Raw genomic sequence first — 24,136 nt, 5'->3', positions numbered from 1 at the left:
CCGACGCCGCACCGGGTGCACGCGATCAGCGACCGTCGGCGAGTAGGGCGTCGAGGGCGCGGTAGCTGTCGTTGAGACCGCCCTCCATACCAGAGGCCAGCATGCCCGCGCATTCCTCGGCCGTATGGAAGACGCTGTCGGTGACGACCCTGGTGCGGCCGTCGCCGAGGTCGACGAAAGTGGTGTCGTCGATGGAGATGTGGGCGGGCATGCCGTCCCATTCGAAGGACTGCACAATGCGTTCCTTCGGGGTGATCTCACGGAAGCGGCCTTCGAACCCGTGCGACGCGTCACCGTCGTGTTCGACGAAACGCCAGTGCCCGCCCTTGCGGAACTCCCAGCGCTCGACGTCGACCACGTGGCCGCGACCCCACCAGCGCGAGAGCTGCTCGATGCGGCTGTAGGCGTCCCACACCCGGTCCAGCGGCGCGTCGAAATCGCGTTCGATGTGGACTTCGCGGTCCGAGGTCGAGGTGATGACGGCGTTGGCGGTGGAGTTGGTGGTTGTGCTCATTGCTCTGGCTCCGTTCGTTGCAGGAATTCACCGAGACGGTCCATCCGGGCTTCGAGCATCTGCCGATAACCCTGCATCCAGGCCACCTCACGATCGAAGACGTGCTCGGAGATCCGGCAGTACCGCACCCGTCCACGCTTCTCGGTGACCACCATGCCCGCCTCCTCGAGCAGCCCGATGTGCTTCTTGATGCCGGTCAAGGTCATCTCGAACCGCTCGGCCAACTCGCTGATACTCGCGGGCCCACGCCCGAGTTGCTCGAGGATGCCCCGCCGTGTGGGGTCCGCGAGCGCCCCGAACGAGGCGTCCAGGAAGTCATAGTGAACCATCTAGTTCAGTATTGCGCGCCGCCCCCATCCGGTCAACCCCTTTCGAAAAACCCTGGACGGCCCAGCGGATTTACTACTACGCTTTGTCGTAGAACCCTGGCGGGAATCATCGAGGGGGAACACTCATGGACACGACCACGTGTTGCGTCGTCGGCGGCGGCCCCGCGGGCACCATGGCCGGTCTGCTACTCGCAAGAGCCGGTGTCGAAGTCACCGTGCTGGAAAAACATGCCGACTTCCTCCGGGATTTCCGTGGCGACACAGTGCACCCGTCGACGGTGCGGCTGATCGACGAACTGGGGCTCGGCGCCGAGTTCGCCAGGTTGCCTCGCTCCGAGCTCACTCGGATGTGCATGTACGCGGGCGACCGCATGGTGGTCGCCGCCGATCTCACCCGGATTCCCGGCCGGTACCGGCACATCGCCATGGTGCCGCAATGGGACTTCCTCGACCTGCTCACCAGCGCCGCCGCCGAGGAACCGTCCTTCACGTTGCGTATGCGCTCGACCGCGATCGGGCTGATCCACGAGGCGGACCAGGTGGCCGGCGTGCGCTACCTCGATGCCGACGGCGTCGAACATGCCTTGCGCGCCGATCTCGTGATCGCTTGCGACGGACGCGATTCCGTCGCGCGCGAGGCCGCGGGCCTGCGCCAGCGGATGGAGGACGTGCCGATGGACATGTGGTTCTTCCGCATCCCCAAAGCGCGCGACGACATCGACGGCGGGGCCGTGCAGGCCCGCTTCACCAGCGGCAATTCCGCGGTGGCCATCGACCGCGGCGACTACTACCAGACCGGCTACATCATCGAGAAGGGCTGCGACGCAGAGCTTCGCGCCACCCACGACGTGCGATGGCTCCGCGATCGCGTCACCGAACTCTTCGGCTGGTCCACCGAGGCCACGGCGGCGATCCGGACCTGGGACGACGTCAAGCTGCTGGAGGTCACGGTGGGCATGCTCGACCGGTGGTATGTGCCCGGCCTGCTGTGCATCGGCGATGCCGCGCACACGATGTCACCGGTCGGCGGGGTCGGAGTCAACCTCGCGGTGCAGGACGCCGTGGCTGCCGCGCGCATCCTGGCGCAGCCACTGCTCGACGGCACCGTGCGGACCGCCGATCTGGAAAGGTGCAGCGCAGGCGGATGCTGCCAGCCAGCTTCACCCAGCGGTCCCAGCGTGGCGAGCACGACATGCTCATCGCGCCCGCGCTGCGGGGAACCCTGCACACCGCGCCCCTGCCACTGCGCGTCGTCGACGCCGTGCCCGCGCTGGCCGGACTCACCGCCTATCTCGGCGGCATCGGCCTGCGCCCCGAGCATGCACCGGAGTTCGCGCGACGTCCACAGTCCGGCGTCACGCCGTCGAACGCGACGCGCTGATCCGCCCTCTCGCTCCAGTCGCTCACGCCGATCAGCGAATCCACCGCACCGGTGCGCGACATCAGCGCGCTGGAACGCTTCTTCGCCGAAACCCAACGCCTGCGACCGAAGATCATCGAAGGTGCCGTCATCGGGGCCGTGATCGACACCGCGCTGGCTTATGCCACCGGGGCACCCTGATTACTATGTCGGACTGAGGAGTTGGGTGCCGATCACGCGCAGCAGCGCCATCTTCTCCGCCGCGTCGGTGCCTGGGCGAGGCAGATAGACGAGCAGTCGCTGGGCCGCGTTCGGGGTGAGCAGGGTTTCGCAGATCGTGTCGATCAGACCGATCTCCGGATGCAGGAACTGCTTGGTGTCGGAGATCCGTACGGCCACTTCGTGTTCGTTCCACAGCTGTTCGAATTCCGCGCTGCTGGCGCGCAATCGGCTGATGAAGTCGACGACTTCGGCGTCATCGGCTCGGCGCGCCGCGGTGGCGCGGAGATCGGCCACATGGCTGCGGCTCATGCGGGACCAATCCGATTCGGGGAAAAGCGTTCTGGCCGATGGGTCGGTGAACCAGCGCCAGGAATAGAAGCGATCGAGGCCGCGGCGGGTGCTGTGGTCGCCGGCCAGCAGGCTGTGCATGCGGTTCTGGACGAGGACCTCGCCGAGGTCGGTGATCACGACCGCGGGGATGTCGTCGAGTTTGTCCAGCATGTGCAGCAGGCCGGGGCCGACGTGCTTGTCGCGTAGCCCGCGGTCCGGGGATTGGTGGCCGCACAGATGGAACAGGTGGTCACGCTCGTCGGCACTCAGACGCAGCGCACGGGCCAGGGCGGCGAGGACCTGGGTGGACGGGCGCGGACCGCGCGCCTGCTCGAGGCGGGTGTAGTAGTCGGTCGACATGCCGGTGAGCAGGGCCACCTCGTCGCGGCGCAGGCCGGGGGTGCGTCGGCGCACGCCGGGCGGCAGGCCCACGTCGGCGGGAGTGAGCAGTTCCCGGTGGCGGCGCAGGAAATCGGCCAGCTCGGATCGGTCCATTCCTCCATGGTGCGCTTCGCGCCGACGCCCAGCCAGGGACTGCCGATCCCCCGATGAACGATCTCTGCCGCGACCGGCGCTCGCGGCGCAGGCTCGAAGTATGACGAACTCACAGATCCCCACCGTCGTCCTCGGCGACACCGGCCCCCGCGTCAGCCGCATCGGCCTCGGCGCCATGGGCATGTCCGGGATGTACGGCGCTTCCGACGACCGTGAATCGATCGCGACCGTCCACGCCGCTGTCGACGCGGGCATCAATCTCATCGACACCGGCGACTTCTACGGCGCCGGCCACAACGAAATGCTGATCGGCAAGGCCATCGCCGAACGCGCCCGCGAGGACGTGGTGCTCAGCGTGAAGTTCGGAGCGCTGCGCGGGCCGGGCGGAACCTGGGGCGGCTTCGATGGGCGTCCGGCCGCACTGCGCAACTTCCTCACCTACACACTGACTCGACTCGGTGTCGACCACATCGACATCTACCGGCCCGCGCGCCTGGATCCCGAGGTGCCGATCGAGGACACCGTCGGCGCCATCGGCGAACTCGTCGAGGCGGGATACGTGCGCCATATCGGACTCTCCGAGATCGGCGCCGATACGTTGCGACGGGCCGCTGCCGTGCATCCGATCACCGATCTGCAGATCGAGTACTCGCTCATCTCCCGCGGCATCGAGAAGGAAATTCTCCCGGTCGCAAGACAACTCGGCACCGACATCACGGCCTACGGCGTGCTCTCGCGAGGGCTTCTCAGCGATACTTTCCGCACTGGCGGTCCCTCGTCGGCAGGCGACTTCCGCGCCCACAGCCCCCGTTTCCAGGGCGAAAACCTCACTCGGAACTTGCGCTTGGTGGAGGCGTTGGCCGATATCGCTGCCACGAAACAGGTTTCGGTCGCCCAGCTGGCGATCGCCTGGGCGCTGAGCCGTGGCACGGACATCGTGCCGGTGATCGGTGCGCGAACCCGGACGCGACTCGACGAGACGGTCGGGGCGCTTGCGATCTCGCTTACGCCCGACGAGTCGGCTGTGATCGAAGCAGCGGCTCCCGCCGAGGCTGTCGCAGGCGAGCGGTACGCGGCCGAGCAGATGGCGATGCTGGACAGCGAACGCTGACTTTCGCCGGATCACCCGACGCGCGTTGCCGCCGGTCTCCGCTACCGTTGACGGCAGTAAGTCCGCACGGGTGGGTGGTGATGAGAGTGGTGTTCGACCCGCTGGCCGATATCGAACGCGCCCTGGCCGAACAGGCCGGGTGGACGTGGTTCGACGACTACCTGCTGTACACGTGCGGGGTGGCCGATCTACTGGCACGCGGGGAGGTGGCGCTGATCCCGCACACCGCGACGCGGGTGCGGATCGAGCCCGGTGAGGTCGGTCTGGCCGAGGGGCCGGTCAACTGGTACACGTGGCGGGCGACAGGCGACGGCAGCTTGCCTCGCAGCCGCAGCACCGTCGTCGGCCCGAACCCGGTTGTCGTGGCCGCGCAGCTGGGTAATGCCGTCGTGAACCGGACCCGGCGCACGCAGGCAGCGGCCGCCGCGCAACCGCGCTGGGTGGCGGAACGGGCAGGGTCGGTGATGATCTCGGACCGGCGGCTGCACCTGACCAACCCCGAGCGGTCGTTCTCGCTGTACTGGTCGGCGCTCGAGTCCATCGACCTCACCGCACCGGATCGCGTCGGCTGCCGATTCCCCGACCGGGACGGTAAGTTACAGCAGATACAGGTCCAAACCACTTGGGCAGCATTGCTTTTCGTCACGGCCGCCCTACGGCATTTTCCGCATCATCCGCTGCTGAAGACCGGGACCTGGCTGCCCGCCGGATTCGAGGACAAGTGCCATCTGGCGGGTAAGAAGTGCCCGAAGGTGCGCACGCTGGGCTGAAACGACCAGCCGACCCTCAGCGTTGACGCGCGCGATAGGCCGCGACGGCGTTGCGATTACCGCATGCCGTACTGCAATAGCGGCGGGAACGATTGCGGGACAGGTCGAGCACCAGCCCAGCGCAGTCCGCGTCGGCGCAGATCGAGAGGCGGCTCAGGTCGTCCGCGCGGATCAGGTCGATCATCGCCATCGCGGTTTCGACGGCGATGCGGACCGGGAGCGGGGCTTGCGGCGGGACCGCGTGCACGTGGTAGTCGACGTCGCCGTGGCGGACCAACTGTGGCACGGCGCGATGCTCGGCGAGGGTCTCGTTCACGAGCGTGACGGCGGCATCGCGGTCGCTGGTGAGCATCGCCCGTAGCGGCGCGCGCAGGGCCCGGACGGCGGCCAGTTCGGCAAGGTCGCCGGTGTGCACGCCTGTGTAGACGTGTCGGTCGAAGAACTCGGCGAGCTGGGCCGTCTCAGTCAAGGTGTCGGGATCTTCGGCGGAATTGACCAGTTCGACCGCCGCCAGCAGGGCCGCCTCGGTGTCATGAGCAAAAACCACATTGACATATTACCGCAGGCTGCTTACCGTCATTAGTCATGGCAACTTTGACTCATGACAGTGCGATCCGGATGCGATCCGGGCTGCTGTTCGCGCTGGCGTCGGCCACCTCGTTCGGGCTGTCCGGTCCGCTCGCGCGCGGGTTGATGAACGCGGGGTGGAGTGCCGCCGCCGTTGTCGCCGCGCGCGTTCTGCTGGCCGGAGTGGTTCTCTTGCCGCTCGCAGTGCCCCACCTGCGCGGAAACTGGAAGCTACTGCGCGCCAACGCGAGTCTCATCGGCGCGTACGGGCTGGTCGCCGTGGCTGGCACTCAGCTCGCCTACTTCAACGCTGTCGCGCACATGGAAGTCGGTGCCGCACTGCTGATCGAATACACCGCACCGATCGCGGTGGTGGGCTGGTTGTGGGTGCGCCACCGGCAACAGCCCGGCGCGGCCACGATCGCCGGCGCGGTTCTCGGCATCACCGGATTACTGCTCGTCCTCGATGTGGCCTCCGGCCTGTCGACCGACCCGATCGGCATCGCCTGGGCGCTGACCGCGATGGTCGGCGCCGCGGCCTATTTCGTCCTCTCCGCCCAGGGCGGCGACCTCCCCGGCACCGTCCTGGCCTGCGGCGGTCTCCTGATCGGCGGCCTCATCCTGATCCTGGCGGGCACCATCGGCATCGTCCCCCTGCACGCCACCACCCACCAGGTCGTCTTCGCCGACTTCACTACCCCCTGGTGGATCCCGATCCTCCTCATCGGCATAGTCACCGCCGCCATCGCCTACGTCACCGGCATCGCCGCCACCCGCCGCCTGGGCTCCCGCCTGGCCTCCTTCGTAGCCCTCACCGAGGTCCTCGCCGCCCTGATCTTCGCCTGGGCCCTCCTGGGCGAAGCCCCCCGCCCCATCCAATTACTCGGCGGCGCATTGATCCTCATCGGAGTCGTCGCCGTCCGCCTCGGCGAACCGACAGCCTCCGCCCTCGGCGACCCCGAGACACCGGCAGACACCCCGACGGAGATCCCAGCTGCTCGGTCCGAGCCAGGATCCTGACCGACGACAGGGTGTGGCTCACCAGCGATAGTCGAGGAATTTGCCGTCCAGGGTGATGACGACGCGGTCGCCGTCGGGGTGGGGGCGGCGGGCTATGTCGATGTTGAAGTTGATGGCGCTCATGATGCCGTCGCCGAATTCCTCGTGGATGAGTTCTTTGAGGGCGGGGCCGTAGACCGAGACGGCCTCGACGAGGCGGTAGACGGTGGGGTCGGCCAGTTGTGCCGGGTCGGCGCCACGGGAGGGCTGTAGGCGCAGGCTTTCGGCGACGGTGTCGTCCAGGTCGAGCAGGGCGCAGACGGCGGCGGCCTGCTCCTCGGTCATCGGATGCTGGCCGAGCAGCGCCGCTGTCGTCCAGACCAGCGGCGCGCCGATCGATTCCGCGATGCCAGCCCACGTGAGGCCTTTGCGAATACGGGCGGCGACGACGAGGTCGGCGGCGGCGGACTTGCTCAGGATCGGTTCCATACGGGCTCCTAGGTCGGTGGGTCGCCGCTAGCCTGCCATTCGGAGCCGCTCACTCGCCATAGTGGAATACCACTATTTACGCGGGCGCAACCTCGAGTGATCACGAGGCAATGTCGACAGCGAAAACTCCTGCGCCAGAACCACTACGAAGGGGTTTTTCATGTCCTATCTCAAACCGGCGGACTTCGTCGAGAAGATGATCGACGCCGGCGAAGCCAAAGCGTTCATGTCCACCCGCGACACCGTGATCCGCGCCTACATGGCGGGCGCGATCCTCGCCCTCGCCGCCGCCTTCGCGGTGACGATCACCGTGAACACCGGCGAACCACTGCTCGGAGCCGTGCTCTTCCCGGTCGGGTTCTGCATGCTCTACCTGCTCGGATTCGATTTGCTCACCGGCGTTTTCACGCTGGTACCGCTGGCGTTGATCGACAAACGGCGCGGCGTCACCGTGGGCTCGATGTTGCGAAACTGGGGGCTGGTGTTCGTCGGCAACTTCGCCGGCGCGTTCACCGTGGCAGTGATGATGGCGATCATCCTCACCATGGGCTTCTCCGTCGACCCCAGCGTTGTCGGCGAAAAGCTCGGCGAGATCGGCGAATCCAGAACCCTCGGCTACGCCGAACACGGCGCCGCGGGCATGCTCACCTTGTTCATCCGCGCTGTGCTGTGCAACTGGATGGTCTCCACCGGCGTGGTCGCCGCGATGATGTCGACCTCGGTGTCGGGCAAGGTGATCGCGATGTGGATGCCAATCATGCTGTTCTTCTACATGGGCTTCGAACACTCCATCGTGAACATGTTCCTGTTCCCCTCCGGCCTGCTCCTCGGCGGCGACTTCTCGATCGGCGACTACCTGATCTGGAACGAAATCCCCACCGTCGTAGGCAATCTCGTAGGCGGGCTCACGTTCGTCGGGCTCACCCTCTACGCCACCCACGCCCGAACCGCTCCCTCCCGGCCTCGACCCGAAACTGCCGAAGCAGAGGTCTGACCGCCTGTGCGATTCCTGCCCGCAGAGCTATCGAGTGTCGATGTATTCCGCGGCCTCGATCGTGAGTGCGGTGCCGGGCATCTCGATCGTCAGCAGGGCCGTATCGGCCGCCCAGGTGACATGCGCGTCGTGGGCCGGATAGGGACGCTGTAGATCAAGCCACGGTTGGGTGAAGGGGGCCGACGTGGATCTGATACTTCACACGGCGACTGTACGCAGACTGCGAGGGAACCACACAGGAAAACGGCCCCCGCCCTGATGGGCGGGGGCCGAAATCTATTGCCTACCTACGGGCTAGCGGTAGTCGCTGAAACCGTAGTCGTCCAGCGGCACCGCTGCGCCGGTGGAGGAGCCGAAGCTGTCCGGGGAGTAGTAGGTGTCGTCGTAGGACGGCACCGCGTACGCCGCGGCACGGGCTTCTTCGGTCGGCTGCACCTGGATGTTGCGGTAACGGTTGATACCGGTACCGGCCGGGATGAGCTTACCGATGATCACGTTCTCCTTCAGGCCGATCAGCTTGTCGGAGCGGCAGTTGATGGCCGCATCCGTCAGCACTCGGGTGGTCTCCTGGAAGGAAGCCGCCGACAGCCACGAATCGGTGGCCAGCGACGCCTTGGTGATACCCATCAGCACGGGACGGCCCGAGGCCGGCTCGCGGCCTTCGGCCACCACACGACGGTTCGAGTTCTCGAACTCGGCGCGCTCGGTGAGCGAGCCGGGCAGGAACTCGGTCGCACCCGAATCGATGATCGTCACACGACGCAGCATCTGGCGAACGATGACCTCGATGTGCTTGTCGTGGATCGACACACCCTGCGAGCGGTAGACCTCCTGGACCTCGTGGACCAGGTGGACCTGCACCTGACGGGGACCCATCACGCGCAGCACCTCGTGCGGATCGGCAGCGCCCTCGAGCAGCTGCTGACCCACCTCCACGTGGTCACCGTCGGCCAGCAGACGCTCGGAGCCGTCGTCGTGCTTGAATACCCGCAGACGCTGACGCTTCGAGAGCTTGTCGTAGACAACTTCCTCGGACCCGTCATCAGGGATGATCGTGATCTTGTAGAAGCGGTCGTCGTCCTCGAGACGCACCCGGCCCGAGACCTCCGCGATCGGCGCCTTGCCCTTGGGGACACGGGCCTCGAAGAGCTCCTGAACACGCGGCAGACCACCGGTGATGTCGTCGCCCGCGACGCCACCCTGGTGGAAGGTACGCATGGTCAGCTGGGTACCGGGCTCACCGATGGACTGGGCCGCGACGATGCCGACGGCCTCGCCGATATCGACCAGCTTGCCGGTGGCCATCGAACGGCCGTAGCAGGTGGCGCAGACGCCGGTGCCGGTGGTGCAGGTCAGCACGGAGCGGACCTTCACCTCGGTGATACCGGCCTCGAGCAGCGCCTCCAGCGCGGGGTCGCCGAGGTCGGCGCCCTTCGCCACGATGACGTTGCCCTTGGCATCGACCGCGTCGGACGCCAGGGTCCGAGCGAAGGTCGAGGTCTCGACGTGCGCGTCACGGATGATCGTGCCGTCGGCCAGCTTCTCCGCGATCGGCACCAGGATGCCGCGCTCGGTGCCACAGTCCTCTTCGCGGACGATGACGTCCTGCGACACGTCGACCAGACGACGGGTCAGGTAACCCGAGTCGGCGGTACGAAGCGCCGTGTCGGCCAGACCCTTACGAGCACCGTGGGTGTTGATGAAGTACTCGAGCACGGTCAGGCCCTCACGGAACGAGGACTTGATCGGGCGCGGGATGAACTCACCCTTCGGGTTCGTCACCAGGCCCTTCATACCCGCGAGGGTACGAGTCTGGGTGAAGTTACCCGTGGCGCCGGAGTCGACGATCGTGATGATCGGGTTGTCCGGCGGGTAGTGGGTCCGCAGCGCGGCGCCCACTTCCTCGGTGGCTTCCTGCCAGATCTTGACCAGAGCGTTGTTGCGCTCGGCGTGATCGAGCGCACCACGCTGGTACTTCTTCTCGATCAGGTCCGCCATGGCCTCATAGCGTTCCATGATCTCGGGCTTCTCCGGCGGAACGAGCACGTCCGACATGGAGACGGTGACACCCGAACGCGTGGCCCAGTAGAAGCCGGCGTCCTTGAGCTTGTCGACGGTCTGCGCGACGACGATCATCGGGTAGCGCTCGGCCAGATCGTTGATGATCGTGGCCTGACGCTTCTTCGGCATCGGCTCGTTGATGAACGCGTAGTCCGCCGGAAGCAGATCGTTGAAGATCACGCGACCCAGCGTGGTCTCGGCCAGCCAGGCCTCGCCGCGCTTCCAGCCGTCCGGGAACAGCTCGGTCTCGACATCGCGTGGCGGGCGCTGCTCGGTCAGCCGCACCTTGATGGTGGACCGCACGGTCAGCTCGCCACGATCGACGGCCATCTGGGCCTCGGCGGGCGAGGAGTACACGCCGTACTCCGGCTCGTCGGTGGCCGCGGCACGGTAGGTGCCCGCACCGTCCTCGTCGAGACGGGTCAGGTAGAACAGGCCCGTCACCATGTCCAGACGCGGCATCGCCAGTGGGCGACCCGACGCCGGGGACAGGATGTTGTTCGACGACAGCATCAGGATGCGTGCCTCGGCCTGCGCCTCCGCGGACAGCGGAAGGTGCACGGCCATCTGGTCACCGTCGAAGTCGGCGTTGAACGCCTCACAGACGAGCGGGTGCAGCTGGATGGCCTTGCCTTCGACCAGCTGGGGCTCGAAGGCCTGGATGCCGAGGCGGTGCAGGGTGGGCGCGCGGTTCAGCATCACCGGGTGCTCGGCGATGACCTCTTCGAGGACATCCCACACCTGGGCACGCTGACGCTCGACCATCCGCTTGGCGGACTTGATGTTCTGCGCGTGGTTGAGATCGACCAGACGCTTCATGACGAACGGCTTGAACAGCTCGAGCGCCATCAGCTTCGGCAGACCACACTGGTGCAGCTTCAGCTGAGGACCGACGACGATGACCGAACGGCCCGAGTAGTCGACGCGCTTGCCGAGCAGGTTCTGACGGAAACGACCCTGCTTGCCCTTGAGCAGATCGCTCAGCGACTTCAGCGGGCGGTTACCCGGTCCGGTGACCGGACGGCCACGACGGCCGTTGTCGAACAGTGCGTCGACCGACTCCTGCAGCATCCGCTTCTCGTTGTTGACGATGATCTCGGGCGCACCCAGATCGATCAGTCGCTTGAGGCGGTTGTTGCGGTTGATCACGCGGCGGTACAGGTCGTTCAGGTCGGAGGTGGCGAAACGGCCACCGTCGAGCTGAACCATCGGACGCAGCTCCGGCGGGATCACCGGGACAGCGTCGAGCACCATGCCCATGGGCGAGTTGCCGTTGGTCTGGAAGGCCGCGACGACCTTCAGACGCTTGAGCGCACGCAGCTTCTTCTGGCCCTTGCCCGAGCGAATGGTCTCGCGCAGCTTCTCGGCCTCGGCGTTGATGTCGAAGTTCTCCATCAGCTTCTGGATGGACTCCGCACCCATGGCGCCGGTGAAGTACTCGCCGTAGCGGTCGACGAGCTCGCGGTAGAGCACCTCGTCGACGATGAGCTGCTGAACCGACAGCTTGGTGAAGGTGGTCCAGATCTCGTCGAGACGATCCAGCTCACGCTGCGAGCGGTCGCGCAGCTGACGCATCTCGCGCTCGCCGCCGTCCTTGACCTTGCGACGCACGTCGGACTTGGCACCCTCGGCTTCCAGCTCGGCCAAGTCGGCCTCGAGCTTCTGCGCACGAGCCTCCAGGTCGGCGTCGCGCTGATCGGCGACCGACTTCTTCTCGACCTCCATCTCGGCTTCGAGCGTGGAGAGCTCGTTGTGACGCAGCTCCTCGTCGACACCGACGATGACGTAGGCGGCGAAGTAGATGATCTTCTCGAGATCCTTCGGCGCCAGGTCGAGCAGGTAACCCAAGCGCGACGGAACGCCCTTGAAGTACCAGATATGAGTAACGGGAGCAGCCAGCTCGATGTGGCCCATCCGCTCACGACGCACCTTGGCGCGAGTTACCTCGACGCCACAGCGCTCACAGATGATGCCCTTGAAGCGGACACGCTTGTACTTGCCGCAGTAGCACTCCCAGTCCCGGGTGGGACCGAAGATCTTCTCGCAGAAGAGCCCGTCCTTCTCCGGCTTGAGCGTGCGGTAGTTGATGGTCTCCGGCTTCTTCACCTCGCCGAAAGACCACTGGCGGATGTCATCGGCGGAGGCAAGGCCGATCCGGAGTTCATCGAAGAAGTTGACGTCTAGCACGTAACTTCCTTTCCCCTATTCGGGTCGAATTCGAGCAAAAGTTCACTAGTTGTCGAGCGCGGTGCGCGGTGCGGTCGCTTCCACAGCGACCGCACCGCTAACCACCTAGTTCGCCAGATCGTCGATGGTTGCCGCTTCGTTCCTGGACAGGTTGATGCCCAGGTTCGCCGCAGCGCGCTCCAGATCCTCGTCCTCGCCGCCACCCATCTCGATCGCGGCGCCGTCCGAAGACAGCACCTCGACGTTGAGGCACAGCGACTGGAGTTCCTTGAGGAGCACCTTGAACGACTCCGGAATGCCCGGCTCCGGAATGTTCTCGCCCTTGACGATGGCCTCGTAGACCTTCACGCGACCGACCACGTCGTCGGACTTGATGGTCAGGAGTTCCTGCAGCGTGTACGCCGCGCCGTAGGCCTGCATGGCCCAGCACTCCATCTCACCGAATCGCTGACCACCGAACTGCGCCTTACCACCCAGCGGCTGCTGCGTGATCATCGAGTACGGACCGGTCGAACGGGCGTGGATCTTGTCGTCGACCAGGTGGTGCAGCTTCAGGATGTACATGTAGCCGACTGCGACCGGGTACGGGAACGGCTCGCCGGAGCGACCGTCGAACAGGGTCGACTTGCCGTTCTCGTCGACCATGCGCTCGCCGTCACGGTTGGGCAGCGTCGACGCGAGCAGACCGGTCAGCTCGTCATCCTTGGCACCGTCGAAGACGGGCGTGGCGATGTTCGAGTCGGCAGGCGCGGCCAGCATCTCCTCGGGCAGCGTGGCCGCCCAATCGGGACGAGTACCGTCCGTGGCCACGTCGATATTCCAGCCGGCCTTACCGATCCACCCGAGATGGGTTTCCAGGATCTGGCCGATGTTCATACGACGGGGCACACCGTGGGTGTTCAGGATGATGTCGACCGGCGTGCCGTCGGGCATGAACGGCATGTCCTCGATGGGGAGGATCTTGCCGATGACGCCCTTGTTGCCGTGGCGACCGGCGAGCTTGTCGCCGTCCTGGATCTTGCGCTTCTGGGCCACGTAGACGCGGACCAGCTCGTTGACACCGGGAGGCAGATCGTCGTCGTCCTCGCGTGAGAACACGCGAATGCCGATGACCTTGCCGGACTCACCGTGGGGCACCTTCAGCGAGGTGTCGCGCACTTCGCGGGCCTTCTCACCGAAGATGGCACGCAGCAGACGCTCTTCCGGGGTGAGCTCGGTCTCGCCCTTGGGCGTGACCTTGCCGACCAGGATGTCGCCGTCGCGAACCTCGGCACCGATGCGGATGATGCCGCGCTCGTCGAGGTCGGCGAGGACCTCGTCGGAGACGTTCGGGATATCCCGAGTGATCTCCTCGGCACCGAGCTTGGTGTCGCGGGCATCGATCTCGTGCTCTTCGATGTGGATCGAGGTGAGAACGTCCTCTTCCACGAGGCGCTGCGACAGGATGATCGCGTCCTCGTAGTTGTGGCCTTCCCACGGCATGATCGCGACGAGCAAGTTCTTGCCCAGCGCCATCTCACCGTTCTCGGTGCAGGGGCCGTCCGCGAGGACCTGCCCCTTCTCCACCCGATCGCCCTCGTCCACGATCGGACGCTGGTTCGAGCAGGTGCCCTGGTTCGACCGGTTGAACTTGCGCATCCGGTAGGACTTGCGGCTGCCGTCGTCGGCCATCACGGTGACGTAATCGGCCGAGACCTCTTCGACCACGCCGGGCTTCTCGTTCACGACGACGTCACCGGCGTCGACGGCTGCGCGCAGCTCCATGCCGGTACCCACGATCGGGGACTCGGAACGGATCAGCGGCACGGCCTGACGCTGCATGTTCGCGCCCATGAGGGCACGGTTGGCATCGTCGTGCTCGAGGAACGGGATCATGGCCGTCGCGACCGACACCATCTGGCGCGGCGAGATGTCCATGAAGTCGACCTGAGCCGGCGTCACGAACTCGACCTCTTCGCCCGCACGTCGGACGAGGACCTTCTCCTCGAGGAAGCGACCTTCGGCGTCGACCGGGGAGTTGGCCTGCGCGCGAACGTAGCGGTCTTCCTCGTCGGCGGTCAGGTACTTGACCTCGTCGGTGACCTTGCCGTCGACAACCTTCTGGTACGGCGTCTCGATGAAGCCGAACGGGTTGACCCGCGCGTACACCGACAGCGAACCGATCAGGCCGATGTTCGGGCCTTCCGGGGTCTCGATCGGGCACATGCGGCCGTAGTGCGACGGGTGGACGTCACGAACTTCCAGACCGGCACGCTCACGGGACAGACCACCGGGGCCGAGCGCCGACAGGCGGCGCTTGTGGGTCAGGCCCGACAGCGGGTTGTTCTGGTCCATGAACTGCGACAGCTGCGAAGTTCCGAAGAACTCCTTGATCGCCGCGACGACCGGACGGATGTTGATCAGGGTCTGCGGCGTGATCGCCTCGACGTCCTGAGTCGTCATCCGCTCACGAACGACACGCTCCATGCGGGACAGGCCCACGCGGATCTGGTTCTGGATGAGCTCACCGACGGTGCGCAGACGACGGTTACCGAAGTGGTCGATGTCGTCGATCTCGACGGGGACCTCTTCACCGCCGGGGGCGGTCATCGTGCGGTCACCGGCGTGCAGACGCACCAGGTACTCGATGGTGTCGACGATGTCTTCCTTGGTGAGAACCGAGGAGGTCACCGGCTCGTGCACGTGGATGCCGAGCTTCTTGTTGATCTTGTAACGACCGACGCGGGCCAGGTCGTAGCGCTTCTCCTTGAAGAACAGGTTCTCCAGCAGAGTCTGCGCGGACTCCTTGGTCGGCGGCTCGCCCGGACGCAGCTTGCGGTAGATGTCGAGCAGCGCCTCGTCCTGGCCGGGCGTGCTGTCCTTCTCCAGGGTGGACATCATGATCTCGGAGAAGCCGAAACGCTCGACGATCTCCTCGGTCGTCCAACCCAGCGCCTTGAGCAGCACGGTAACCGGCTGACGACGCTTGCGGTCGATACGGACACCGACGGTGTCGCGCTTGTCGACGTCGAACTCCAGCCACGCGCCGCGCGACGGAATCACGCGCACGCTGTGCAGGTCCTTCTCGGTGGTCTTGTCGATGTTGTGATCGAAGTAGACGCCCGGGGAACGGACCAGCTGCGAGACGACGACACGCTCGGTGCCGTTGATGATGAAGGTGCCCTTGTCGGTCATCATGGGGAAATCGCCCATGAACACCGTCTGGCTCTTGATCTCGCCGGTGTTGTTGTTGATGAACTCCGCGGTGACGAACAACGGCGCCGCGTAGGTCATGTCCTTCTCTTTGCACTCGTCGATGGAGGCCTTGACCTCTTCGAAGCGCGGATCAGAGAACGACAGGGACATGGACCCGGAGAAGTCCTCGATCGGAGAGAGCTCTTCGAGCACCTCCTCGAGGCCGCCTGCGAGACCGACGTCGCCGCGAGCGGCTGCCTTCTCGCGCCAGTCGGGAGTACCGACCAACCAGGCGAACGAGTCCGTTTGTAGGTCGAGAAGTCCGGGCACCTCCAAGGGCTCTCGGATCTTCGCGAACGAAACCCTCAACGGGGCTCCGGGGATACCAGCCTTGGTCTGGGTGGAGACTGCCAAGATGCGTCCTTCCAGCACCTCACGCGCGTCGCGTGGTGGTCCGCGACCGTCGCTTGTCTGCTACGAATTCCGCTGGTTACAGCCCGAACGAAACCAGAACAAGCAGCAGCGGAAGTAACACCGGAAGGGTGGAACTTTCGAGTGCGAATCAAGGTGTGGACAGGAGGCAGCCAGCGCAACGTCCAAACTTACACCCCTAGACAAGGGAGTGTCAACATACCATCCGTGTGACCGCTCGCACGGATAACGCGCCGAAGCCCCGGAACGCTGGCCGCGTCGGGTTCCCTCGGCGCCGGGCCAACTATCAGCTGGCCGCTGGTGCCCCTTAACAGCTTGTACTGCTGTAGATAGGGTGACGGTTCCCGCGCGCCTCGTCAAGTGCCGCGGGACGGTCTGTTCGCGAAGTGAGATCGCCTGGGCCGCTGGACTTCCCCGGCCTCGAACCGCGGCTATTTTACCCGCGACACGCCGTGTGCGCCAACCGGCGGGGCGGCCGGTCAGCGGCTGTTTTCCGGCCCGTAACGCAAATGAGCCCCGGCCGTGGGCCGGGGCTCATTCAGGACGTGAAAGTCGCTCAGCTGTTGATCTGGCCGTGCGGAACGGCCTTGAACGTCTCGGTGGGCTGGTCGTTGCCGCCGTAGGCCGCCATCACCTGAGTGTCGTCGGAGGAATCCAGCGACTCGCGGATCGCCACCTGTGCCGCGTGCGGCAGGGTGTGGATGATCTCGCGTACGCGTGCCTGCCGACGGAACACGGCCTGGCGGGCGGGCATACCGGGCTCGGCCTTCATCTGCGGGATGATGCCGTCGATCTCCTCGGCGCCACCGTGGTGGTGACCGGCGTCGACGAGCGCCTGCTCGCGCGCCATCTGCGCCTCGTCCTTCTCCTCCGACATACCGATCGGACCGATCATGCGGCCGTTGAGGAACTGCTTGACCACCGGCTCCTCGCTGGTGAGCAGCACCTCGCGGGGGCCGAACATCACCAGGTTGCGGCGGAAGAGCATGCCGATGTTGTCCGGCACGGTACGGGCCAGGTTGATGTTGTGGGTCACGATCAGGATCGTGGCGTCGATCTGCGCGTTGATGTTGAGCAGCAGCTGCGCCAGGTACGAGGTACGCACCGGGTCCAGACCCGAGTCGGGCTCGTCGACGAGGATGATCTGCGGGTCGAGGACCAGCGCGCGGGCCAGACCGGCGCGCTTGCGCATACCGCCGGAGATCTCGCCGGGGAGCTTGCCCTCGGCGCCGAGCAGACCGGTCAGCTCGAGCTTCTCCATGACGACACGGCGGATGTCGGATTCCGACTTCTTCGTGTGCTCACGAAGCGGGAACGCGATGTTGTCGTACAAATTCATCGAGCCGAACAGCGCGCCGTCCTGGAAAAGGACGCCGAACAGTTTGCGGATCTCGTAGAGCTCCTTGTTGGAGCAGGTCATGATGTCGGTGCCATCGATGAAGATGGACCCGCGCTCGGGTCGTAGCAGACCGATGAGCGACTTCAGGAACACCGACTTACCCGTACCCGAAGGGCCGAGCAACGCACTGACCTCACCCGAAGGGAGCGTGATCGACACGTCCTGCCAAATTCGCTGTGAACCGAAGGATTTTGTTACACCCTCGGTCCTGACCTCGACGCCCACTGCTACCTCCATTGATCCCTGCGAGCACCCCACCGGCGTTCCCGCGCGCTCACATCACGGCGGTGCGCTACGACTCTGTGGGTCCGGTCACTGTAACCCATCAGTGAGACGGGGCACACCCCTACATGACTGAAGAGTAACCTGGCGCGGTTCCTACGACCCGGATCACTTTCGCATGTCCGGACAAATAGCAAACGGGCGGCCCGGAAAGGACCGCCCGTTCACAACAACAGCACTGGTTCCGAATTACTTGACGGAAACCTTGGCGCCGGCCTCTTCGAGCTTCGCCTTGGCGGCCTCGGCGGCATCCTTGGCGACCTTCTCCAGGATCGGCTTCGGGGCGCCCTCGACCAGGTCCTTGGCTTCCTTCAGGCCCAGGCCCGAGACGATCTCACGGACCACCTTGATGACCTGGATCTTCTTGTCGCCGGCACCCTCGAGGATGACGTCGAACTCGTCCTGCTCTTCGGCGGCGTCGGCCGGCGCAGCAGCGCCACCGGCGGCGGCGACCGCGACGGGGGCAGCGGCGGTGACGTCGAAGGTCTCTTCGAAGACCTTGACGAACTCAGCGAGCTCGAGCAGGGTCAGCTCCTTGAAGGCGCCAATCAGTTCTTCGGTGCTCAGCTTTGCCATGGTGGTTCCTTTCGTGGTGTACCTCGTAGCGCATACGCACCCCGAGGCGGGTAATAGATGTCTTATTCGGCGTCAGCCGCGGGTGCTTCTTCGGCAGCAGGAGCGCCTTCGGCACTCGTGCGCTTCTCGAGCAGCGCCTGGGCGAGCCGGGCGACCTGCGAAGCGGGAGCGGCGAACAGGGCGGCAGCCTGCGAAGGCTTGGCCTTGAACGCACCGGCCAGCTTGGCCAGCAGCACCTCACGCGAATCGAGGTCAGCGATGCGCTCGACCTCGGACACGGACAGCGCGCGGCCGTCCATGTATCCGCCCTTGATGACCAGGGACTTGTTGTCCTTGGCGAACTGCTTGAGCGCCTTGGCGGCATCGACCGGCTCACCCTGGATGAAGGTGATAGCGGTCGGGCCGACGAACAGCTCGTCGAGACCCGCCACACCGGCTTCGCCGGCAGCGATCTTGACCAGGGTGTTCTTGGCGACGGAGTACGTGGCGTCGGCGCCGAGCGCACGACGCAGCTCGGTGAGCTTGCCGACCGACAGGCCACGGTATTCCGTGACAACAGTGGCCGTGGAGTTCTTGAACTGCTCCGCGATCTCCGCGACAGCGGTGACCTTTTCAGGTTTCGCCATACTTCGCCTCCTCTCTGATGTCGGTTTCGTTGGTGCACTACCGAATCAGGGGCCGGCGACAAAACGAACGCCCCGGACGCAAGGCGTACCGGGGCGCAAAATAACTTCGGCCTCAGCTCTCCCTGCGTGGGTCGCCGGCAATGTCGCCGGACCTTCGATCGACACCGTGAAATTCGGTGTCAACGACCAACGGTCTTCGGTAGAACGAATGGGTGTGGCCTTCGAGGATGTATGCACATCCCGCATGACCGTTGACCACTGTACCTGCACCTACCTCCATCTGCCAAAACGGGTCGGAAACGCTCGAATCGGGCCGAATTCATGTGTCCCAGCTCACATTCGACAGTCGAATGTGGCCGGAATCCCAGGGTAAAGGTGTTACGCGCGGTGACAGTAACCTGGTTCACTCCAATGCTATGGCAACCTCCATAGTCGCTCCACCAGTGCTGCTGGGCCGACGCCCGCAGCGATTCATCGCGCTAGTCGTCATCTGCCTGGCAGAACTGCTGGTAGTACTCGACAACACCATCGTCAACGTGGCGCTGCCGTCTATCGGCGTCCAACTCGCCACCGGCGTCTCCGGCCTGCAATGGATCGTCGACGCCTACACCCTGACCTTCGCCGGACTACTACTCGCCGCGGGCAACCTCGGCGACCGCTACGGGCGCCGTCGCATCATGATCGTCGGCCTCGTCGGCATCGCGGTGATGTCGGTCGGCGGCGCACTCGCCGATTCGATGACCCAGGTCATCGCCGCCCGCGCCGCGATGGGCATCTTCGCCGCGGCCGTCTTCCCCGCCACCCTCGCCCTGATCATCAACATCTTCACCGACCGGCGCGAACGCGCACTCGCCATCGCCGCCTGGACAGCCATGGCGGGCTTCGCCATCGCGATCGGGCCCATCTCCGGCGGCTGGCTACTCGAACACTTCAGCTGGCACTCGGTGTTCTGGATCAATGTGCCGGTGGCACTGATCGCCCTGATCGCGACCCTGATCTGGGTGCCGGAATCGCGCGCGGCGCAGGTCGGCAAGATCGACCTGGTCGGCATCGGTCTCTCGATCGCGGGCATCACGCTGGTGGTGTGGGCGATCATCGAGGCACCGCACAACGGCTGGCTCTCCCTCACCACGCTCGGCACCGCCACCCTCGGCGCCACCATGCTCGCCGGCTTCGTCACGTGGGAATTGCGCACCGCCGCACCGATTCTCGATATGCGACTGTTCCGCAATCGCCGATTCTCGTTGCCCGCCTTGGCCATCGCGATCGGCTACTTCTCGATGTTCGGATTCCTGTTCCTGATCACCCAGTATTTCCAGGGCGTGCGCGAATACACCCCACTCGAATTCGGTATCGCCTCACTGCCGTTCGCCGTCTCGGTCGCGATCGGCGCACCGGTCGCGACGCTGCTCGCGCAACGGGTCGGCACCACCGCGGTACTGGTGCTCGGCCTGCTGCTCATCGGCGCGGGTCTCTACCTGGGCGGACAGGTGACCGTCGACAGCAGTTACCTGATCGGCGTGCTGCCCTCGATGGTGCTGATGGCGTTGGGCCTCGGCATCGTGCAGGGACCGGCCACCGAGTCGATCATGTCCTCGTTGCCACTGGACGAGGCGGGCGCGGGCTCGGCCGTCAACGACACGACCCGCGAGATCGGCGGCACCCTCGGCGTCGCGGTGCTCGGGTCGATCGTGGCCTCGTACTACACCAGCCGGATCGGCGCCCGCATCGACGCGATCCCGATGGGCATCATGAACGACAACGAGAAGAGCCTGGTCAAGGCCAGTCCACTCAGCGTGCTGGAACTGCGTAAGCGCGAGCTCGCGCCGTTCTTCGAGACACAACGCGAGAACTTGATCGTCGCCATGAAGACCGCGACGCTGCAGGGCGCGCATACTGCCTCGCTGGTCGCTACCGGCGCGGTGCTGGTGTGCGCGGTGATCGTGGCCGTCTTCCTGCCGTGGAAGCCGCAGAGCGGTGAGTCGGTGCTGCTCGGCTGGCGGGACAAGACTCCCGAACAGTCCTGACAAACGCCGCGAGGGTGGGAACGCAGTGCGTTCCCACCCTCGCGGTTGCTCTAGGAGCTAGCGGTCAGCCGAAGCTCACGCATCCTCGTCGAGGAGGTTGCGGGTGCGGTTCGGGTCCACCGGGATGCCCGGTCCGGTGTTCGTCGAAACCGTGATCTTCTTGACGTAGCGACCCTTGGCGGTCGACGGCTTCACACGCAGGATCTCGTCCAGCGCGGCGCCGTAGTTCTCCACCAGCTTGGCGTCGTCGAAGGACGCCTTGCCGATGACGAAGTGCAGATTGGCCTGCTTGTCGACGCGGAAGTTGATCTTGCCGCCCTTGATCTCGTTGACGGCCTTGGTCACATCGTTGGTGACGGTGCCCGTCTTCGGGTTCGGCATCAGACCACGCGGGCCGAGGACACGCGCGATGCGGCCGACCTTGGCCATCTGATCCGGGGTGGCGATCGCGGCGTCGAAGTCGAGCCAGCCGCCCTGGATCCGCTCGATCAGGTCCTCGGCGCCCACGGCGTCGGCGCCCGCGGCCTCGGCCTCGGAAGCCTTCTCGCCCGCGGCGAACACGATGACGCGAGCCGTCTTACCGGTGCCGTGCGGCAGGTTGACGGTGCCACGGACCATCTGGTCGGCCTTGCGGGGATCCACGCCGAGACGGACGGCGACCTCGACGGTCGCGTCGGTCTTGGTGGTCGCGGTCTCCTTCGCCAGGCGCGTGGCGGCCAGCGGGGAGTACAGGTTGTCGCGATCGACCTTCTCAGCAGCGGCGAGGTACGCCTTGCTTCGTTTTGCCATGATTTTCTGTCCTTAGAGTTTCGAGTTCAGATGTGGTTGTCGGGCCTGGCCGGCCCTCCCACATGGAGCGAGATTCGCTCAGCCTGCAGTGCCTGATCGAAGGCTTCGCTACGCCTGCGTGGTTACGCTGCGCTGCCGCCTCCGGCGCTGACGCTCAGCCTTCGACGGTGATACCCATCGAACGCGCGGTACCGGCGATGATCTTCGCGGCCTGATCGAGATCAGTGGCGTTGAGATCCTCGGCCTTGGTCTTGGCGATCTCCCGGACCTGGTCCATGGTGACCTTGGCGACCTTGGTCTTGTGCGGCTCAGCGGAGCCCTTCTGCACACCGGCGGCCTTGAGCAGCAGACGAGCGGCAGGCGGGGTCTTCAGCTTGAAGTCGAACGTCCGGTCCTCGTACACCGAGATCTCGACCGGAATGACGTTGCCACGCTGCGACTCGGTCGCGGCGTTGTACGCCTTGCAGAACTCCATGATGTTGACGCCGTGCTGACCGAGCGCGGGGCCGACCGGCGGTGCCGGGTTGGCTGCGCCGGCCTGGATCTGCAGCTTGATGATCCCGGCGAGCTTCTTCTTCTTGGGGGGCATCTTTCTTCCTTGGCTTTCTGGGGTTCGGTTCCTTACGGTTGCCGTAAGCCTCGTATCCGCGCACGACTAGGCCCCGACAGGTACTGCGGGGAAGTCAGAACACGAACCATCACACTCTACTTGACATAGGTCATGACCTAGCAATCGGGTGGCGACCAGCACAAACGTGAAACGGCACCGCCGGTGAGCGGTGCCGTTTCGCGAAAGCGGTGAAACTCAGATCTTGGAGACCTGGGTGAAGTTCAGCTCGACCGGGGTCTCGCGACCGAAGATCGACACGAGCACCTTGAGCTTCTGCTGCTCGGCGTTGACCTCGGAGATCGACGCGGGCAGGGTCGCGAACGGGCCGTCCATGACGGTGACCGACTCGCCGACCTCGAAGTCGACCTCGATGGTGGGCTTGCCCGAAGCCGAGCTACCGGCATCCGAACCACCGGCGGCGGCCGCGGCGGCCTTCTTCTGCGCCTGCGCACCGGCTGGGACCAGGAACTTCACGACCTCGTTGATGGTCAGCGGGGTCGGCTTGGCGCCGGGGCCACCGCCGGTCATGCCGACGAAGCCGGTGACGCCGGGGGTGTTGCGAACCGCGCCCCACGACTCGTTGTTCAGTTCCATCCGGACCAGGATGTAGCCCGGCAGCACCTTACGGTTGACGTTCTTCTTCTGGCCGTTCTTGATCTCGGTGACCTCTTCGGTCGGCACCTCGACCTGGAAGATGTAGTCCTCGAGGCCGAGGTTCTGCACACGGGTCTCGAGATTGGTCTTGACCTTGTTCTCGTAGCCCGCGTAGGAGTGCACGACGTACCAGTCGCCGGGCACGCGGCGCAGCTTGGTCTTCATCGACTCGATCGGGTCGGCCTCGGGGTCGTCCTCGGTGGCGACTTCTTCGATCACGGTTTCGTCGACGACAGCCTCTTCGGCAGCGGCTTCGTCGGTGTCGGCGAGCTCGGCGGCCTCGACCTCGTCGGTGGCGTTTTCCGCCACGACAGTGTCGTCAACCGGGAACTCGTCGTTGGTGTCGTTCTCCGGGGTGCTCACTGAGGCACTCGCTTCCTGTGTCGTCACGTACATCCTCTGGGCCGGGTCGGGCGCGCGGAGGCACACTCCGCCGTTCCGGCCCGCGATCGGCTACCGGCGTGGGTGTCGGCGATCAGCCGAACAGCCAGTCGACACCCTTGACGAACGCTACGTCGATCCCGGCGATGAACGCGACCATGAAGACCACGAACACCAGAACGACGGTCGTATAGGTGACCATCTGCTTCCGGTTGGGCCAGATCACCTTGCGCAGTTCCGCGATGACCTCTCGCAGGAACTTGAGCAGCCGCTTGAACGGGTTGCCCGTGCCGGCAGACTTGTCTGCCTTCCGCGATGCCGACGGCCGATCGAGCGTGGCCACCGAGCCGTTGTCTGCCGGAGCATCCGACGCGCGCACACGACGAGCAGACCGCTTGCCACTCGGTCGAGTGGCAGCGGCGGTGTCCTCGCCGTCTTCGCGAGTATCCCGCTCGTCGCTCACGTCGATCCTCTCTCGTCGCTGGCATTCAGGGCAGGGGCGACAGGACTTGAACCTGCAACCTGCGGTTTTGGAGACCGCTGCTCTGCCAATTGAGCTACGCCCCTTCGGTTGGACCAGCCTGAGCTGTAGTGCCCAACCACATTCGATATTCGGTTGTCTCCAGTGTCACACAACACGCGCGCCGCTTCCATGAGGGGTTAACCCCTCGGGAAGATCAGCGCGCAGCACCTCATGACCCCAGAGACCCGACTATACGTCACCGCGCGCGGTTATCGCCAATCCGGGACACTCGACC

General features: G+C 65.4%; 20 protein-coding genes, 1 tRNA gene and 1 pseudogene. 7 read left to right on the top strand and 15 right to left on the bottom strand.

Features of this window, described 5'->3' with window-relative positions:
* Positions 1-25: 25 nt before the first annotated feature.
* Entirely contained in the window at positions 26-514 is a 489-nt protein-coding gene (locus NS1_RS26905; protein WP_062988881.1) for an SRPBCC family protein, read from the bottom strand.
* Positions 511-843, bottom strand: a complete 333-nt coding sequence (locus tag NS1_RS26900) for an ArsR/SmtB family transcription factor (RefSeq protein WP_062988880.1) — start codon at positions 841-843, stop codon at positions 511-513. Before NS1_RS26900 ends, NS1_RS26905 begins: the two co-directional genes overlap by 4 nt.
* A 125-nt stretch (positions 844-968) precedes the next feature.
* Here NS1_RS26900 and NS1_RS26895 point away from each other — a divergent pair.
* A pseudogene (locus NS1_RS26895) lies at positions 969-2,224 on the top strand (FAD-dependent oxidoreductase).
* Positions 2,225-2,275: 51 nt separating this feature from the next.
* A complete protein-coding gene (locus NS1_RS41870; RefSeq protein WP_255284702.1) occupies positions 2,276-2,404 on the top strand; it encodes a hypothetical protein in 129 nt (42 codons plus the stop codon).
* Between the two features lie 3 nt (positions 2,405-2,407).
* Here the strand turns inward: NS1_RS41870 and NS1_RS26890 are convergent, their stop codons facing one another.
* Positions 2,408-3,250, bottom strand: coding sequence for a helix-turn-helix transcriptional regulator (locus NS1_RS26890; RefSeq protein ID WP_062988878.1), 843 nt, complete (start codon positions 3,248-3,250; stop codon positions 2,408-2,410).
* Positions 3,251-3,350: 100 nt separating this feature from the next.
* On the opposite strand from NS1_RS26890, the gene NS1_RS26885 reads away from it, so the two are divergent.
* On the top strand, positions 3,351-4,361 hold the full coding sequence (locus tag NS1_RS26885) for an aldo/keto reductase (RefSeq protein WP_062988876.1): 1,011 nt from the start codon (positions 3,351-3,353) through the stop codon (positions 4,359-4,361).
* 80 nt (positions 4,362-4,441) lie between these two features.
* A complete protein-coding gene (locus NS1_RS39320) occupies positions 4,442-5,131 on the top strand; it encodes a hypothetical protein (protein WP_157125393.1) in 690 nt (229 codons plus the stop codon).
* Between the two features lie 16 nt (positions 5,132-5,147).
* On the opposite strand, the gene NS1_RS26875 is transcribed toward NS1_RS39320, so the two are convergent.
* Positions 5,148-5,678: a CGNR zinc finger domain-containing protein gene (locus tag NS1_RS26875; protein WP_062988872.1), complete on the bottom strand. Its 531-nt coding sequence runs from the start codon at positions 5,676-5,678 to the stop codon at positions 5,148-5,150.
* A gap of 38 nt (positions 5,679-5,716) precedes the next feature.
* Here NS1_RS26875 and NS1_RS26870 point away from each other — a divergent pair, with 38 nt between their 5' ends.
* Entirely contained in the window at positions 5,717-6,718 is a 1,002-nt protein-coding gene (locus tag NS1_RS26870; RefSeq protein WP_062988870.1) for an EamA family transporter, read from the top strand.
* Positions 6,719-6,736: 18 nt separating this feature from the next.
* Here NS1_RS26870 and cynS read toward each other — a convergent pair whose 3' ends face one another.
* A complete protein-coding gene (gene cynS, locus NS1_RS26865; protein ID WP_062988868.1) occupies positions 6,737-7,186 on the bottom strand; it encodes a cyanase in 450 nt (149 codons plus the stop codon).
* Positions 7,187-7,346: 160 nt separating this feature from the next.
* Between cynS and NS1_RS26860 the strand changes: the two genes are divergently transcribed.
* The gene (locus NS1_RS26860) at positions 7,347-8,180 is read left to right on the top strand and encodes a formate/nitrite transporter family protein (protein ID WP_062988866.1); all 834 of its coding nucleotides are present in this window, start codon (positions 7,347-7,349) and stop codon (positions 8,178-8,180) included.
* A gap of 294 nt (positions 8,181-8,474) precedes the next feature.
* Here NS1_RS26860 and NS1_RS26855 read toward each other — a convergent pair whose 3' ends face one another.
* The 5 genes from NS1_RS26855 to rplJ all read right to left on the bottom strand — a co-directional run bounded on the left by NS1_RS26855 (position 8,475) and on the right by rplJ (position 18,917).
* On the bottom strand, positions 8,475-12,428 hold the full coding sequence (locus NS1_RS26855) for a DNA-directed RNA polymerase subunit beta' (RefSeq protein ID WP_056814320.1): 3,954 nt from the start codon (positions 12,426-12,428) through the stop codon (positions 8,475-8,477).
* Positions 12,429-12,533: 105 nt separating this feature from the next.
* Positions 12,534-16,034, bottom strand: coding sequence for a DNA-directed RNA polymerase subunit beta (rpoB, locus tag NS1_RS26850; RefSeq protein WP_056814323.1), 3,501 nt, complete (start codon positions 16,032-16,034; stop codon positions 12,534-12,536).
* 556 nt (positions 16,035-16,590) lie between these two features.
* Entirely contained in the window at positions 16,591-17,670 is a 1,080-nt protein-coding gene (locus NS1_RS26845) for an ABC transporter ATP-binding protein (RefSeq protein WP_062988864.1), read from the bottom strand.
* A gap of 234 nt (positions 17,671-17,904) precedes the next feature.
* The gene (rplL, locus tag NS1_RS26840; RefSeq protein WP_056814330.1) at positions 17,905-18,291 is read right to left on the bottom strand and encodes a 50S ribosomal protein L7/L12; all 387 of its coding nucleotides are present in this window, start codon (positions 18,289-18,291) and stop codon (positions 17,905-17,907) included.
* Between the two features lie 62 nt (positions 18,292-18,353).
* Positions 18,354-18,917 (bottom strand): 50S ribosomal protein L10, encoded by a 564-nt coding sequence (gene rplJ / locus NS1_RS26835; protein WP_062988862.1) that lies wholly within the window; start codon positions 18,915-18,917, stop codon positions 18,354-18,356.
* A gap of 416 nt (positions 18,918-19,333) precedes the next feature.
* On the opposite strand from rplJ, the gene NS1_RS26830 reads away from it, so the two are divergent.
* Entirely contained in the window at positions 19,334-20,944 is a 1,611-nt protein-coding gene (locus NS1_RS26830; RefSeq protein ID WP_062988860.1) for an MFS transporter, read from the top strand.
* Between the two features lie 75 nt (positions 20,945-21,019).
* Here the strand turns inward: NS1_RS26830 and rplA are convergent, their stop codons facing one another.
* The 5 genes from rplA to NS1_RS26805 all read right to left on the bottom strand — a co-directional run bounded on the left by rplA (position 21,020) and on the right by NS1_RS26805 (position 23,945).
* Entirely contained in the window at positions 21,020-21,733 is a 714-nt protein-coding gene (gene rplA / locus NS1_RS26825; protein ID WP_056814341.1) for a 50S ribosomal protein L1, read from the bottom strand.
* Between the two features lie 154 nt (positions 21,734-21,887).
* A complete protein-coding gene (gene rplK, locus NS1_RS26820; RefSeq protein WP_019049397.1) occupies positions 21,888-22,322 on the bottom strand; it encodes a 50S ribosomal protein L11 in 435 nt (144 codons plus the stop codon).
* A 216-nt stretch (positions 22,323-22,538) separates the two neighbouring features.
* Entirely contained in the window at positions 22,539-23,360 is an 822-nt protein-coding gene (nusG, locus tag NS1_RS26815) for a transcription termination/antitermination protein NusG (protein WP_062988970.1), read from the bottom strand.
* A gap of 112 nt (positions 23,361-23,472) precedes the next feature.
* A complete protein-coding gene (gene secE, locus NS1_RS26810) occupies positions 23,473-23,841 on the bottom strand; it encodes a preprotein translocase subunit SecE (protein ID WP_062988858.1) in 369 nt (122 codons plus the stop codon).
* A 31-nt stretch (positions 23,842-23,872) separates the two neighbouring features.
* A tRNA-Trp gene (locus NS1_RS26805) sits at positions 23,873-23,945 on the bottom strand.
* Positions 23,946-24,136: the final 191 nt, after the last annotated feature.

The organism is Nocardia salmonicida NBRC 13393 (assembly GCF_001613085.1).
Taxonomy (GTDB): domain Bacteria; phylum Actinomycetota; class Actinomycetes; order Mycobacteriales; family Mycobacteriaceae; genus Nocardia; species Nocardia salmonicida.
This window is presented reverse-complemented; position numbering and strand designations above follow the sequence as displayed.